Source organism: Dysgonomonas sp. 216 (assembly GCF_010501065.1).
In the GTDB taxonomy this organism is placed as follows: Bacteria; Bacteroidota; Bacteroidia; order Bacteroidales; family Dysgonomonadaceae; genus QVMM01.
Genome location: NZ_QVMM01000011.1, coordinates 32,982 through 49,400 on the forward strand (window position 1 = coordinate 32,982; position 16,419 = coordinate 49,400).

General features: G+C 36.6%; 12 protein-coding genes. 7 read left to right on the top strand and 5 right to left on the bottom strand.

Annotated elements, in window-relative coordinates:
- Positions 1 to 34 precede the first annotated feature (34 nt).
- From D0T53_RS08055 to D0T53_RS08065, 3 genes are all read right to left on the bottom strand, one after another.
- Positions 35 to 802, bottom strand: a complete 768-nt coding sequence (locus D0T53_RS08055) for a zinc ribbon domain-containing protein (RefSeq protein ID WP_163266663.1) — start codon at positions 800 to 802, stop codon at positions 35 to 37.
- A 112-nt stretch (positions 803 to 914) separates the two neighbouring features.
- Positions 915 to 2,009, bottom strand: a complete 1,095-nt coding sequence (locus D0T53_RS08060; RefSeq protein ID WP_163266665.1) for a Nif3-like dinuclear metal center hexameric protein — start codon at positions 2,007 to 2,009, stop codon at positions 915 to 917.
- A 126-nt stretch (positions 2,010 to 2,135) separates the two neighbouring features.
- A complete protein-coding gene (locus D0T53_RS08065; protein WP_163266667.1) occupies positions 2,136 to 2,927 on the bottom strand; it encodes an endonuclease/exonuclease/phosphatase family protein in 792 nt (263 codons plus the stop codon).
- Between the two features lie 43 nt (positions 2,928 to 2,970).
- Here D0T53_RS08065 and D0T53_RS08070 point away from each other — a divergent pair, with 43 nt between their 5' ends.
- Positions 2,971 to 3,267, top strand: coding sequence for a hypothetical protein (locus D0T53_RS08070; RefSeq protein ID WP_163266669.1), 297 nt, complete (start codon positions 2,971 to 2,973; stop codon positions 3,265 to 3,267).
- Here the strand turns inward: D0T53_RS08070 and D0T53_RS08075 are convergent.
- Together D0T53_RS08075 and D0T53_RS08080 are read right to left on the bottom strand one after the other, a co-directional pair.
- Positions 3,244 to 4,125, bottom strand: coding sequence for a rhomboid family intramembrane serine protease (locus D0T53_RS08075; RefSeq protein ID WP_163266671.1), 882 nt, complete (start codon positions 4,123 to 4,125; stop codon positions 3,244 to 3,246). The genes D0T53_RS08070 and D0T53_RS08075 overlap by 24 nt on opposite strands.
- A complete protein-coding gene (locus D0T53_RS08080) occupies positions 4,109 to 4,756 on the bottom strand; it encodes a rhomboid family intramembrane serine protease (protein ID WP_185152986.1) in 648 nt (215 codons plus the stop codon). Before D0T53_RS08080 ends, D0T53_RS08075 begins: the two co-directional genes overlap by 17 nt.
- A gap of 348 nt (positions 4,757 to 5,104) precedes the next feature.
- Between D0T53_RS08080 and D0T53_RS08085 the strand changes: the two genes are divergently transcribed.
- From D0T53_RS08085 to D0T53_RS08110, 6 genes are all read left to right on the top strand, one after another.
- Entirely contained in the window at positions 5,105 to 5,371 is a 267-nt protein-coding gene (locus tag D0T53_RS08085) for an HU family DNA-binding protein (protein ID WP_163266675.1), read from the top strand.
- Between the two features lie 161 nt (positions 5,372 to 5,532).
- Positions 5,533 to 7,338, top strand: coding sequence for an arginine--tRNA ligase (gene argS, locus D0T53_RS08090; protein WP_163266677.1), 1,806 nt, complete (start codon positions 5,533 to 5,535; stop codon positions 7,336 to 7,338).
- A gap of 410 nt (positions 7,339 to 7,748) precedes the next feature.
- Positions 7,749 to 10,865, top strand: a complete 3,117-nt coding sequence (locus D0T53_RS08095; protein ID WP_185152985.1) for a TonB-dependent receptor — start codon at positions 7,749 to 7,751, stop codon at positions 10,863 to 10,865.
- Between the two features lie 18 nt (positions 10,866 to 10,883).
- Entirely contained in the window at positions 10,884 to 12,356 is a 1,473-nt protein-coding gene (locus D0T53_RS08100) for a RagB/SusD family nutrient uptake outer membrane protein (protein ID WP_163266679.1), read from the top strand.
- 19 nt (positions 12,357 to 12,375) lie between these two features.
- The gene (locus D0T53_RS08105) at positions 12,376 to 13,110 is read left to right on the top strand and encodes a hypothetical protein (RefSeq protein WP_163266681.1); all 735 of its coding nucleotides are present in this window, start codon (positions 12,376 to 12,378) and stop codon (positions 13,108 to 13,110) included.
- A gap of 152 nt (positions 13,111 to 13,262) precedes the next feature.
- On the top strand, positions 13,263 to 16,157 hold the full coding sequence (locus tag D0T53_RS08110; protein ID WP_163266683.1) for a pitrilysin family protein: 2,895 nt from the start codon (positions 13,263 to 13,265) through the stop codon (positions 16,155 to 16,157).
- The last annotated feature ends 262 nt before the right edge of the window (positions 16,158 to 16,419 follow it).

Below are 16,419 nucleotides of genomic sequence, written 5' to 3' on the forward strand. Positions count from 1 at the left end.
AGAGTACCTTATTTTTGTTTTATGCCTTGTTCTATTAAGCTTCGGTAGTAACCGGATTTACCATGTCGGGGTCTATCATTATACGTCCGCAATATTCGCAAACGATAATTTTTTTACCGATTTTTATATCCATTTGTTTTTGAGGTGGTATTTTGTTGAAACAACCTCCACAAGCTCCACGTTCGATAGGTACAATCGCTAATCCGTTACGTGCACTTTTTCTGATACGTTTGAAAGCTTGGAGTAAACGTTGCTCAATTTCGCTTTCTATGCCTTTAATATCTTCACGCAAGGCTTCTTCTTGTTGTTTTGTTTCCGAAATTATTTCGTCAAGTTCGCCTTTCTTTTGATCTAAATCGGCAGAACGTTCTTCTAGCTGAACATTGCTTTTTTCTATTAGTTCCGAAATGTTTTTCGAATCTTGCGTAAATTCCCTGATACGCTTTTCCGAAAGTTCTATTTCCAATGTTTCAAATTCTATTTCTTTGCTCAAATGGTCGAATTCACGGTTGTTGCGAACGTTGTCGAGTTGCTCTTTGTATTTCTCTATTTTCAGGTTACAGTCTTGTATCTTTTGTTTTTGTTGCGATATGGCTGTCGACGTTTCTTTTAAGTCGTTGTCGTATTTAGCCAAACGTGTTTTTAGTCCGGCAATTTCGTCATCAAGGTCAGCCACTTCTAGCGGAAGTTCTCCTCGTAACGTTTTGATTTTATCTATCTCCGATAGTTTGGTTTGTAACTCGTGAAGAGTTTTTAATTTGTCTTCAACAGTAACTTCTTTTTCTTGTTGTTTCTTAGCCATACTAAACAAATTTAAAAATTAATTTGATAAAAAAATGCAGTAATCAGATACTTTCTAGTTTATCTGTTTACTACATTATGTATAAACAAAAAGGAGCATGTCGCTTTATTGTTTATAAATATTTCACGGGATTTTCGTCATACCCCGATTTGTTAAGCGCAAAGGTAGGGAATTTTTTTGATAATAGTTCAAAAAATATCTCTTTTGTATATATTTCAGATTCGTAATGGCCTATAGTGGCCAAAAGAATTTTATCTTCTACATCGTAGAAATCGTTATACTTTGCCTCTCCTGTTATAAATATGTCGGCTCCGTAGTTAATAGCCTGTGGTATTAAAAAGGCGCCCGATCCTCCGCATATGGCTACGTCACGAACGGCTTTGCCTGTATAGCGCGAGTGCTGAATAACATTCAGTTTTAAGGTGTCTTTCACTAAATACAAGAAATCTTCTTCTTCCGAGGGGTCGGGTAATGTACCCACAATTCCGCTTCCAGCCTGCATCCACTGATTTTCGAGCGAGTAAAAATCGAACGCGGGTTCTTCGTATGGATGTGTGGCTATTAATGCCCTCGTAACTTCGTTTTTCTTAAACGAAGGAAGTATCACTTCGAGGCGATATTCGCTTTCTGTATGTATTTCGCCAATAATTCCACAGTATGGATTTGTCCCTTCTCCGGCTCTGAAAGTTCCCTCTCCTGCCGAACTGTAACTGCACGAGTCGTAATTTCCTATACCTCCGGCTCCGGCATTAAATAATGCTTGTTTTACGCTTTCCAAGTGGTTTAAAGGCACAAATGTTACAAGTTTAATCAGCATTCCTTGCTGAGGAGCCAATATTCGTATGTTTTGTAAATTTAGCAACTTGGCTAGATAATAGTTAATACCTTTTGATGCGTTATCAAGATTTGTATGTGCGGCGTAAATAACAATATCGTGTTTGCATGCCTTCATTAAACAGCGTTCGATATAGTTTTTTCCGGTAAGGGATTTAAAAGGCTTAAATGCAAGTGGATGATGCGATATTACCAGATTGCACCCTAAAGCAATGGCTTCGTCAATAACCTCTTCGGTAACATCAATGCAAAGCAGTGCCGCTTTGGCATCCTGATTGACGTCCCCTATTTGCACACCACTATTATCGTACGATTCTTGTAATGCTAAGGGGGCCAATTGTTCTATTGCACTAAGTATTTCTTTTACTTTCATATCTTCAATCAGTGTATTTTATGCTAATCGCCAATAAATGTAGTAAATATAGGCGATTTTTGTTTATAGGCTTTCGTTTTATTTATAGATATAGCCTCTAATGTAAACAAAAGTGAAGGATATTGTTTAAGGCAGTTGTATGTAAGACCATATAGGATAGTGGTCCGAGTATTTTATTTTGCCTATAGTTGTGTTGTACGATTTTATATTTTCGCTGTGCATAATAAAGTCGATACGGAACCAAAAATGGTTTTCGTGATAAGTTATACCCGGCCCAAAACCTGTAGATGCGTACGAGTCTACTAAATTGTTCTTTATTTTTCGGTATGTGTAAGATATCGGGGTGTCGTTAAAGTCGCCGCAAACAATAATAGGAGTGTCGTATCCCCATTTTTTTACCCAGTTGCTTATTATGTCGGCCTGTGGTGCCCTTTTTTGAAATGCCGAACCTAATTTGTCTTTAATGTTGTGCATAGCATTGTCGATAGATTGCCGATTAGCATCCTTCAGTAAGTCCTGATACAGTTTCTTGTCGACGGCAGTAAGTCTGTTCGATTCCAGATGGTTATTTATGATATGGATGATTTTTCCATTGACTTTTATTTTATAAACTACCGCACCGTTTACTTCCGAGTCGAGAGGGATTTGTTCGGTACTGATTATCGGATATTTCGAAAAGCAGGCTAATCCGTAAGTGTAACCTTGCATGCTGGGCCAAAGGTCGGTAACCGAGAAGTATGGATATTGATCGAGAACCTGCCTTATGGCTTTTATATTGCGGTCTTTACTTCTGTCAGCCGACATAAATTCTTGCAGGCAAACTATATCCGGATCGTTTTCTTTAATGTATTGTATTATGGGGCTTGTTTCTGCCTTTAATTTAATGCTCCAGTCAAACGCTTTTACGTTGTAACTCATGAGTTTTATACAGTCTAGGGGTATCTCTTTTGTCTTAAAATGTATGGGGAAGTACACAAACAGAGGAGATATGCACATAATTAAAGGTATAATTGATGCAATAACAAGTTTCCAGCGTCTGATTATAAGCCAAAGTATCAGGAACAAGAAATTGGCTACAATAAAAAACGGAAAAACCATGCCCAAATATGCCGGTATGGTGCTTGTCTCGGGCGATATATACCACGCCGAGGCTGATAAAATAAGCAAGCAGGCAGCAATTAAATTTGCCACTATAACCGGAATACGAAGATATTTCATAATCCTGCTTTTTATGTTATTTTCGGCTTGCATCAAATAATTGCCTTTTTTCTTCTTTTGTTAAACTGCTATACCCCGATGCCTTAATTTTGTCGAGTATGCGGTCTATATCTTCCTGCTCTATATTTTTTTTACGGTTGTATTCGTAGTCGGCTTCTCTTCCGCCAACTTTAACCTTCATCTTGGTTTTTTTCTTGGGTTTAAATAGTGTCGAGAAAAACTTGCTGATGCTTGTAAACCATGCTGTAATGTCTCTTCCTTTTTTATACTGCAACGCAAAAACAAGCCCGACGATGGCACCACCAATGTGAGCAACATGTCCGCCCGGATTAGAAGGGTCGCGCAGGGCAAAAAAATCTATAACAAACAAGGCTAGTGCGATGTATATTATTTTTACCGGAAAAACAAAGAATATTAATTTTTGGTCGGGATGGTAAAATGCCGATGCAAAAACAATTGCCATAACTGCCCCCGATGCTCCAACCATTATGCTATCTTTCATATCGATGTAGTAGGGGATAAAGTTGAATGCGGCGATGTATAATATAGCTCCGCCTAACCCGCCTAAAAAATACAAAACCCCCATATTGCGGGAATTGAAGTAGGTAAGGAATATTTTTCCAAACCAATATAGCATCAACATATTGAAAAATATGTGAAATATGTTGGCGTGTACAAACATATAGGTTATTATGCTCCATGGGCGTGTAATTAATTGAGGAATTAGAGCCGGAACACTTAAATAGTAGCTAAAGTCGGGAATCGGTATCTTAAACAAGGTAGAAATAATTGATACGGTTTCTAACAATATAAAGATAATGGCATTGATAAATATGAGCTTTATCAGGATGTTGCCATGTTTATATCTTTTGTTTATATTTTTAAAAAATTCTGTCACTTGTGTTTGTTGTTTTTCTCCAATAAAGGATAAGAATTAAACCAAAAAGCAATCCGCCAAGATGGGCAAAATGAGCAACAGAATCGCCCGATCTGCTTGCAATACCCAAAAATAGCTCGATAACACCATATCCTATAACAAAATATTTAGCTTTAATAGGGAACGGAAAAGGTATAATAAACAGCTGTGCATTTGGGAAAAGCATACCGAAGCCAAGAAGTATGCCAAATACGGCACCCGAAGCTCCTACCGTTAAAAAAGGTCTGGTTATTATCGCAATGTTAGGATCCGAAAGGTAATCCCATAATTCTACTGTCCATACAACCTCCTGAACAATACCGGCTCCTATACCGGTAAACAGATAATAGAATAAAAAACGTTTAGGTCCCCATGCCATTTCCAATGTGCGGCCAAACATAAATACAGCAAACATATTGAAAAATAAATGACCAATGCCATTCCAATCATGCATAAACATGTACGTTATTATTTGGTGTGGCATAAACTTGTCCGAAAGGATAAAATGTAAACCGGTATATTCGGCTATGTTTATGCCTTTGCTGGCCAGTATATATTGTGCCAGCCAGCACAGGATGTTGATGATAAGTATATTTTTAGTTACAGTGGGGATCGAGCCCAGAAACCCGTTGTTATTCATTCTTTGTAATAATAAAATTAATCTTAATGTTTTTGTATTTAACCATTGTTACCTCAAGGTTGTTGCAAGCAATCGCAAAAATACAGATTATTTCCTTAATTATTATGCTATGATAAAGTGTTTGTTGGCTTGTGTAATGTGTTTTGTGTTTCGATATGTTTTTTTTGTGTTTTTTTGCAAGTGGATGCCCGATTTGTTATATTTAGAAACTGTCGATTAAAAAAATAAAACTTTTTTTTGACATCATCGGTAAACCATTATGCTTTTTGTGTGTTTAATACTATGAATACTAAATACGTTTAATTTTATTCCTATTTTATTATGAACAAGACAGAACTTATTACTGCAATAGCAGAGAAGGCAGGCCTATCAAAGGCTGATTCAAAAAAAGCATTAGATGCGTTTATCGATTCGGTATCAGTAGAATTGAAAAAAGGGGGCAAGGTAACTTTGGTTGGCTTTGGTACATATTCTGTAACAGAAAAGGCAGCAAGAAAGGGTGTTAATCCTCGTACTAAGGCTGTTATAAATATTCCGGCAAAAAAAGTTGTTAAGTTTAAAGCAGGTGCAGAATTGGCCGATCTATAATTGCGGAGCTGACTAATATTTAAAGATAAAACAGGAAATAGGGCAAAATAGCTCTATTTTCTGTTTTTACTTTTTATATATTATTAATTTGTAACTACATTTGTGTTCTCAAAAAAAATAAGCATGTTATTTGCAATAACAACTAATTAGATACAGATTTGATGAAAATAGAGAGAGATTTACAATCGGATGTAGTGAAGGCTATAAAGCAACTGTATGGGGCGGATGTAGAGTTGGGTAGCGTTCAGCTGCAACGTACCAAGAAGGAATTTGAGGGTCATTTTACCTTAGTGGCTTTTCCTTTTCTTAAAGTATCGAGAAAAGGACCCGAGCAAACAGCCGAAGAAATAGGTGCCTTTCTGAAGGAGAATACTTTATACATAGAAGATTATAATGTAATAAAAGGTTTTCTGAATCTGTCGGTTAAATCGTATCGATGGTTGGAGTTGTTGACCGAAATACAGCAGGAAAAAGATAATTATGGACTAACGCCGGCTGCGGTTGATGCTCCGTTGGTTATGGTTGAGTATTCGTCGCCAAATACAAACAAACCATTGCATTTAGGGCATGTGCGTAACAATTTGCTAGGTTATGCTTTGAGCGAAGTGTTGAAGGCGAATGGTTACAAGGTTATAAAAACAAATCTTGTAAACGATCGGGGGATTCATATTTGTAAATCTATGCTTGCATGGAAAAAATGGGGTAATGACGAAACTCCTCAGTCGAGCGGAAAAAAAGGAGATCATCTGATAGGCGATTATTATGTGCTTTTCGATAAGCATTATAAGGAAGATTTGGCGGCATTGCAAGCTAAAGGTTTGTCGAAGGAAGAGGCAGAGTCTCAATCTGTATTAATGGGAGAAGCTCGCGAAATGCTTCGTTTGTGGGAGGCCGGAGATAAAGATGTGGTCGGCCTATGGAAAATGATGAATGGTTGGGTGTATGAAGGGTTTGAAGAAACCTATAAAAATATGGGTGTCGATTTTGACGAAGGTGAAATATATTACGAGTCGGAAACCTATCTCGACGGTAAAGAAACTGTGCTTGACGGATTGAATAGAGGAATACTTTTCAGAAAAGATGATGGTTCGGTTTGGGCTGATTTGGCAGGAGAAGGACTGGATCAAAAATTATTGCTTCGTTCCGATGGTACTTCGGTATATATGACTCAGGATATAGGAACTGCTAAGGCTCGTTTCAGAAAGCATCCGGATATAAGTAAAATGGTATACGTTGTAGGAAATGAGCAAAATTATCATTTTCAGGTATTATCCATTGTGCTCGATAAATTAGGATTCTCGTTCGGAAAGGGACTACATCATTTTTCGTACGGAATGGTTGAACTGCCTGAGGGTAAAATGAAATCGCGCGAAGGGACGGTTGTTGATGCAGACGATCTGATGGCTGAAATGATAAATACAGCAAAAGAAACTTCGCGAGAGCTAGGTAAACTTGACGGGTGTTCGGAAGAGGAAGCCGATAATATAGCACGGATGGTAGGCTTAGGGGCCTTAAAGTATTTTATTCTGAAAGTAGACCCTAAAAAGAATATGACTTTTGATCCGAAGGAATCTATTGATTTTAATGGAAATACGGGGCCATTTATACAATATACACATGCGCGCATAAAATCTGTATTAAGGAAGGCTGAAGAGGCTGGTATAGCTATTGCTTCGATCTTACCCTCTGATATTTTGTTGTCGGGCAAGGAACAGGCGTTGGTTCAACTGTTAGGAGAATTTCCGGCAATTGTGAAGCAAGCCGGGGTTGAATATAATCCGGCTGCGATAGCAAATTATGTATACGATTTAGTGAAAGAATACAATCAATTCTATCACGATTTCTCTATATTAAAGGAGGAGGATAGTGATATTCGTCAGTTTAGACTGGTTTTATCTGCAACTGTGGCAAAGGTTATAAAAATAGGTATGGCGCTGCTAGGCATAGATGTGCCAGAGAAGATGTAAAATAAAAGAATATTATATTAGATGGTTAAGAGAGAATGTTTTCGAAAATGAAGCATTCTCTCTTTTTTGTTTTAATAGATTTTATAAATTAATTATAGATTAAATGTATTAAGTATTCTTTCAATTTGGTATTGTTTCGTGTTGTTTTTGCTGGTTTTTGGCGTTTCTGGTTTGTGTTTTTGTGTGTAATTGTGTTATGTTGCTTTCTTTTTATCTTTTTATCCTTGATTTTGTAGATTTTGTCTCTCCTATTTTTGATTATTTTCTTCTTTTTAGTTTTTGTTATGAATTAGGAAAGTGTTATATTTGCCTTTTGATTGTGAAATAATGTAAAGAGTGTGTTTTGAATATATTAATTGTGAAATTAATACGATAGTGTTTATAAATAGAGTTTAATTAAAGTAGAGTTTATGAAAAAATGGATCACTATTTTGTCCTGCCTATTTCTTAGTGTAGGATTTGCGATGGCTCAGACATCCGTTTCGGGTACTGTTGTTGATGAAACAGGAGAATCCGTAATTGGGGCGTCTGTAGTTGTGAAAGGGACCACTACGGGTACAATAACCGACGTAGAGGGCAAGTTTACAATCTCTGTGCCGGCCAATAATAAAACATTGGTTTTTGCACTTGTTGGTATGCAAACAACAGAAGCGCAAGCATCGGCAAACATGAAAGTTGTAATGAAGGCTGATACCGAATTGCTTGATGAAGTAATGGTTGTAGCGTATGGTACAGTGAAGAAGACTTCGTTTACAGGAGCTGCTTCGACTGTGGGTGCTGCAAAAATAGAAAAACAACAAGTATCGAACCTATCTAATGCGTTAGAGGGTGAAGTTGCAGGTGTTAGGATAACAGGAGGTTCTGGTCAGCCTGGTTCAGGTGGAAATATTCGAGTTCGTGGATTGGGGTCGTTAAGCGCTACATCAACAGCTCTTGTTGTTTTAGATGGAGTTCCTTATGAAGGAGACCTGAGTTCTATTAATAGCCAGGATATAGAAACTATGACTGTACTAAAAGATGCCGCAGCAACATCGTTGTATGGTACACGTGCAGCAAATGGTGTTGTTTTGGTAACAACAAAGAAAGGTAAATCGGGACGTACTAAAGTCGAATTAGATACTCGTTTAGGCTTTAATACACTTGGGGTTCCTAAGTATGATATATTAGAAAGCCCGGGAGAATATTATGAATTATACTGGGAGGGGCTGAGAAATCAGTCCGTGTTTTCGTCGGGATTAGACTATGTAACAGCAGGTGTTCAGGCTTCTAATGACTTGATTGATGTTTTAGGGTATAATAACTATAATGTACCAAATAACGAGCTTGTAAATCCAATCACAGGACGGTTAAATTCTAATGCGAAATTAATGTATCATGACGATTGGTTAGATGAGGCTTTTAAAACCGGAGCACGTAAGGAGGTTAGTCTTCGAATAAGCGGAGGGTCGGAAAAAACAACATATTATACATCGTTAAACTATTTGGATGAAGAGTCTTATACTCGAAACTCTGATTTTAGCCGTGTTTCTGCAAGACTAAATATTGATCAGGAGGTTAACTCTTGGTTTAAAGTTGGATTAAATTCAAATTTTGCGAATACAAAAACAAACGAATTGACTTTCGGATCGACTACTTTGTCGAATATTTTCTATTTTGGGCAAACAATAGCTCCTATATATCCGGTTTATGTATATGACTCGAATGGTAATAGGGTAAAAGATGAGAATGGCGCCGACATGTATGATTACGGTGATGGGGCTATGGGTGCACGCCCTAAAGGCAAAGGAGTAAATGCTATTTCTCAGCAAAAGTATGATTTGAGGGAAACAACTATAGATGCGGTGAGTATTAGAGGATATGCTCAAATATCATTTCTCGAAGATTTCAAGTTTACTATAAACGGAGGTTTGGATAATTATAATTTGAGTTATGTAAGGCTTCAAACACCAATTGGAGGTGATGCTGCAAATGTTGGAGGTCGTGGAACAAGACAGGCTTCTCGCGGATATTCTTTGAGTTCTACTCAATTATTGAATTGGACAAAAACGCTGGAGTACGATCACCATCTTGATGTTCTATTAGCACATGAAATAAAAAAGGATAGAGGTACATATTTAGCTGCTCAAAAAACAAATTATGAAGAATCTTCTTCCAATGCCGAATTAGCAAACGCAGCAAAAATAAAAACAGTTACATCTTATGCACAAGAATATGCAATAGAGGGTCTTTTTGCTCAGCTAAAATACGATTATCGCGATAAGTATTATTTATCGTCAACAATAAGACGTGACGCATCTTCTCGTTTTAGCAAAAATGACCGTTGGGGTACATTTTGGTCTGTTGGTGCTTCGTGGCGTATAGATCAGGAAGATTTTATGGCAGATGTAGATTGGGTAAACGATTTGCGTATCAGAACTAGTTGTGGAACACAAGGTAACGATAGAATTGGTACTGTTATTGCATACGAAAATGCTTACTCAGTATTGCCTTATACCGGCGAAGCTGGTGCAAACCATGTTTTTTGGGGGAGTAAGGCGCTAACATGGGAAAAGTCGAAGCAATTTGACTTAGGGCTCGAAGCTAAATTGTTTGATAAGTTGACAGCTAGTATTGGCTTTTTTAATAAACAGTCAGATGATTTACTTTTCATAAAAACACTAATTCCTTCTCAAGGTACACCTTCTGTTAAGTGGGAAAATGCGATGGGAATAAATAACAAAGGATTAGAGGTAGAGTTGTTGTATGATATTATTAAAACAAATGACCTTAAATGGGATTTTTTAATAAATGCATCATTTGAAAAAACAAAATTGACTCAATTGCCGCCTGATCGTCCAAATGGTTGGCCTAATGGAGAGTATTTCTTCAAAAAAGGAGAGAGTCCGTATACGTATTACAAATTTAAGTATATGGGCGTAGATCCTGATAATGGAGCTCCGCAATACTTAGCAGATGTGATAGATCCCGTGACGAAAAAAGTAACAGGAACAAAAATTGTAAATTCAACAGGAGAGGCTACCCGTTACGTATTAGATAAAAGAGCTAATCCCGATGTTTATGGAGGGTTTTCTACAAATGCGTCATATAAAGGTTTTGATTTAGGCTTATCTTTTTCTTATGAATTAGGTGGTTGGGTTCAAGATACGCAATATGCAGGATTAATGTCTGGTGGTTCGGCTGGAGGTAACTGGCATAAAGATATTTATAACAGATGGACACCAGATAATCGTTACACAAGTGTACCTCGGTTAGAGGTTGATAATCAGGAAATAGCAGGTGCTTCAGACAGATTTTTAGTGGAAAGATCTAATTTGAGTTTACGTAATGCAACATTTGGGTATACTTTCCCTAAAAATACGTTATCGAAATTAGGTGTTGAAAAACTCCGCTTATATGTTGTAGGAGATAATTTGTTTTTAATATCTAAAAGAAAAGGTCTTGATCCTCGCCAGTCGTTCAGTGGGGCAACTGGATATCACTATTCTCCTATCCGGACAGTGTCTTTTGGTATAAACCTAAACTTTTAATTTAATATATTAGTAATTATGAAAATTCTGAAAAAATTATATACAATACTTCTTGCGGTAGTTATTCTTTCCGCATCAGGTTGTTCAGATAGTTGGTTCGATACAGAGGATTCATCACAAATATATAATCCGAAAGCAAAATCATTGCTTATCGGGGCATATGGATATATGAATCAAGCAGGCAATATCTTTGACGGTCACGACGATTTTGGCTATATGTCTATAATGTTGAAATCCGATTTAATGTCTGAGGATATGGCGTTACAGCAGAGTACATATTTTATTTTTGATTATAAATTCGACTATTGGGCCTCTACATATGTGAAGCCTGCTCAGGATTGGACATTTTTCTATGGTATTGCTTCAAAAGCGAATAGTATCATTGATATAATCGATTTGGATACAGAAGATCCGGACATGAAGGCTTATTTAGGGCAGGCTTATGCTCTTAGAGGAATGGCTTACTTTTATCTGATACAACGTTACCAACAAACTTATAAAGGAAATGAAGATGCTCAGGGATTACCTATTTGGCTTAGTTCAAAAGACAATAAGGACGAAGAGTATGGTTATAGAGCTTCGGTACAAACAGTATATGATCGTATTGATGCCGATTTTCTTAAAGCTATCCCTTTGCTAGATGGTTGGAAGCGTCCTGAAAAGCTAAACAAAGTATATATTGATAAGAGTGTAGCTGCTGGGTTATATGCTAGGGTTTGTTTAGTGAAGAATGATTGGGATAATGCCGCTTATTATGCTAATATGGCCCGTCAAGACTATTCTGTTCTGACAGCTACAGAGTTTGCTACAGAAGGATTTAATAATATAAATTCGAAAGAATGGATGTGGGGTGGCGATATTGATGCTGAATCTTCATCGGTATATGCATCGTTCTTTTCTCATATAGGATCATATGATTCGGGTTATGGCGGTTTAGGAGGTTATAAAAAAATAGATGCTCGTTTATATAGTCAAATGTCTTTCAACGATATACGTAGATCTTGGTTTAAAGTTGCAGGTTCGGGGTATAGTTATACCGAACAGGAACAAAAATTTCCTAATTATACCAATTTGAAGTTTAAAAAGACTAATAACTGGGAGGGTGATTATTTGTACATGCGTGTGTCTGAGATGGTTCTAATAGAGGCTGAGGCATTGGCCAGAAGCGGACAAGAAGGTCCTGCAGCCGATGTTTTGAAAGAATTAATGAAAGAAAGAGATTCTTCTTGGAATAAAACATCAGTTACGGGTGACGAAGTTTATTTACAACGTCGTCTGGAATTGTGGGGAGAAGGGTTTGCTAATTACGATTTGTTACGGTTGAAAAAAGGTGTTGATCGTTCTTATGAAGGAACAAATCACTTGTCGGGTGCTACATATAAGATTGAACCAAATAGCTGGTATTTCTTGTATAAAATTCCTCAACGAGAAATTGATAACAACCCTGATATAAATGAAGAAGATCAAAACCCAACTCCTATAGGAAAGTAAACAAATAAAAATAATTGATATGAAAATTACAAAAATATTATCATTATTGCTTGTCGCTTTATTTATATACAGTTGTTCGGATGATGATAAATTATCGGATTCTTATAAAAAAGCAAGCAAGGCAACAACAACCACTGGCGATGTAAGTGAAGATTATGGAGCAGTACTTATTACTATTGGTAATAAAATAGAAAACGACGGAGGTGCAGATGTTTTAGCATATGGAATATGTTATAGTGAAACAGACACTGAACCCACAATAGAAGCTGGTTGTAAATATACTGCGGCAACATCTTTTAATGCAGAAACATTGTTATATGCAGATACGTTGAAAGCTTTAAAAGCAGAAACTAATTATTATTACAGATCGTATGCTTTAAACTCTCAAGGTGTATCTTATGGAGAGGTAAAATCTGTTATAACAGGTGAAATACCTATTGTAAGAGGTATATTTTACTCAGAAATATTTGGTGGTGCTTGGTATGTAGAGGTTGGTGTTATCGAATTTATGGGGTATTACCTTATAAAAGATGTTTATGGAGATGGTTATGACTTGAGTGTTACTGTAGATGCTGAAGATAATGTTATAGTTTCCTCTCAGCCCGCATGGACTCATGCATCTTATGGGCCGGTGTATGTGAGGACACTATCTCCATTGAAGAAAAATGGCAATCAGTTACTAATGAATGTTCAACATTATGTTTCGGCTGGTACCTTCGGTACTTTTGTCGAAAGACTTGTTTTACCTGAATAAAATATTTTTATTATAAAAAAAGGTTGTCTGGTTTGTTTCCGGGCAACCTTTTTTGTATAAGGCCTGCGCAAGGCAGTTAAAAGGGAATAAAACTTTCGTAAAAATATTATAAATATTATATTTGTTACATAATTAATAAATCAACAATAGGTATGAGAAAACGATTAAAAATTTCTGTCCTGGTTATGCTTGTTGCCTTTTTAGGAACAACAGTATACGCCCAAGGATTGAAAGCATTTAAGCTACCTAACGGGCTTAGTGTTTTTGTGTACGAAGACGAAACAGCTACCGAGGTTTTCGGGCAAGTTGTTTTTAATGTTGGGGCTAAAGACGAGCCTTCTAATTATACAGGGCTGGCTCACTATCTTGAGCATGTTCTGTTTAAGGGAACAGAAAAAATAGGAGCTTTGAATTGGGAAAAAGAAAAGCCTGTTTATGAGCAGATTATTCAGAAATACGATGAACGTGCCTCCGAAACAGATCCTGTAAAAAGAGAAGAAATTGATAAAGAAATTAATAAACTGACTGTAGAAGCGGCTAAATATGGTTTGACAAACGAATTTGCAGCCCTTACAGAAGGTATGGGAGGGATAGGTCTTAATGCCGGAACATCGTACGATTACACGGTATATTATAACAAGTTTCCACCTAGTCAGGTTTATAAATGGCTAGACCTAAACTCGGAAAGGTTGATTAACCCTGTGTTCAGGGCTTTCCAAACCGAGCTTGAAACTGTGTATGAAGAGTATAACAGGATGATGAATAATCCGAGCAGACAATTAAGTAATTTCTTATTTAAGTCGATATTTGAAAATCACCCTTATTCGCGTTCGGTAATAGGATTTCCCGAGCATTTGAAAAATCCTCAACTAAGCGAACTTATAGGTTTTTATAATAATTGGTATGTTCCTGAAAATATGGCTCTTATATTAGCTGGAAAAGTAAAAGTTCAGGATGTGCTTCCTGTTGTAAGAGAAAAATTCGGACGTCTTGAAAATAAGGCTTTGCCCGAAAGAATAATGTATCCCGAAACCGAATTTAAAGGAAGAAAAGAACTAAAGGCTAAAATAGGAAACTATCCGTTGTTATTTATGATTTATAAGGGTATCGAAGGTGGTCACCCCGATGAAATAGCATTGGATATTTGTTTAAGTATATTATCGAATAGTAACGAAACCGGGCTTATCGATAAATTGAGTATCGATGGAGATGTAATGAATGTAGGTGCCGGTGCGCTGACCTTGAAAGAAAGAGGGCGCATAATGATAAATGCAGTTCCTTACTACGACCCCAATCAACGCAGATATAGCTCAATGAAGTCTTTGGAAAAAATGCTTCAGGAGAAAATTGATAAATTGAAGAAAGGCGAATTTGAAGACTGGCTTGTTGAGTCGATAAAAAACAATATGATTCGCCAGTATGATATGGGTATGGAATCTACCGATTTTAAAGTTAATCAAATATCTCAGGCCTTCATATATGGTCAGGATATGGGCGAATTCCTTAACTATAAAGAACGCGTATCTGCTATAACAACAGAACAGATTAAAGAAATTGCTAAAAAATATTTTACTGACGATTTCTTAGTACTAAATATCAGCGAAGGAAAACGTGAGAAAAACGAAAAGCTAAAGAAACCCGAATATGAGGCTTTAGAAGCTCCACAAGATGCAAAATCGGATTATGCAAAATTATTGGAATTAACCTCTATACGTTATTCTTCTCCTGTATTTACCGATTTCGATAAGGTAAAAATGAAGTCGGTTAATGATAAATCGAAACTATTCTATACCAAAAATGAAGACAACGAGGTCTTTACCCTTATTATAAAATATGGTATCGGAGCCGAAAAAATGCCACATTTACCACTTGCTACATTATTGATGAATAATGCCGGTATTATGGGGCAAATGAAAGCTCAGGAAGTAAAACAAGCTTTCAGTAATTTGGGTGCTACATGTGCATATCGGGTAGATGACAATTATCTGTATGTTATAATGAGTGGTATAGATGCAAATTTGGAGGCTTCGTGTAATTTGCTTACACGTCAGATTTTATTCCCCGATTTGGATGAAAAACAAATGAATAATGTAAAAGGTATGGAAGCGCAAAGCCGTATGTTTGAAGATAAATCGACAAGCGGATTGAGTAATGCATTAGACAAATACATTTATTACCAGAAGAAATCGGAATATATCGACAGGCCTTCTTTCTTTAGTATTTTAGATTTGACTGTAGGTAATATGACCGGCGAATTCCAGCGTGCTACCGATTACGAAGCAGAGATTCATTATGTAGGTAACTACGATTTTGATGTTGCATATGATATTTTGAGTAAAAATTTACCATTAAAACAAGGTGAAAAAGCATCAACATCTCCCGAAATCAAAGATAGGGTTGAGTATAAAGGAAATACAATTTATTTTGTAGGCGACCGAGATGCTCAGCAAAGTAACATATCTTTCTATATCGAAGGAGAAAATAATACAAACGAGTCGGATGTTGTAAGACGTGCTTTCAATGCTTATTTCTCCGGAGGGTTTAATGGGCTGATAATGAAGGAGATTCGCGAATATCGTTCTATGGCATATACTGCATATGGTCAAGTATCGCCTCCTCCGGTAGAGAATAAAAAAGATTTTTTTGTAGGTTATGTAGGTACTCAGGCCGATAAGGTATTAGATGCATTGGAGGTTTACACGGGGCTGTTGAATGATATGCCTTTACATCCGGACAGAATAACTAATATCAAAAACTATCTGAAAGAAACAGAGCAAAACTATAAGCCCGAGTTCCGTTCTTTAAGCCTTACCATACAATCGTGGAAAGAGCGTGGATATACAGAAGATCCGGCAAAAGAAAATTTAGCTAAAATAGAGGCTTTAACATTTGACGATATAGTTGACTATTATAACAAACACGTAAAAGGCCGTCCTTATGTAATTGGTATTGTAGGCGATCCGAAAGATATTGATACAAAGGCATTGGAAAAATACGGAAAAGTTGTAAAATTAGATTCTAAACATTTGTACGACAACAGATTCTAATAATACAGAATTTATATAGCTAAAAAGAGTAACTCTACAAAGGAGTTACTCTTTTTGTTTTTTAATAATAAATGATGATAATGGTCTCGAAAATCATTATAAATTGGTATTGTCGGGTATTACCCGATAACCGAACTTTGTAACTATTAATTTATATCGTAAGTATAAACAAAATAAAAAGGAAACCATACTTGTTCTATAAAAATTAGATTTCTATAGATAGTTTTTTAGTTGATCGTTCGAACCCTTGCTGACGTGATGT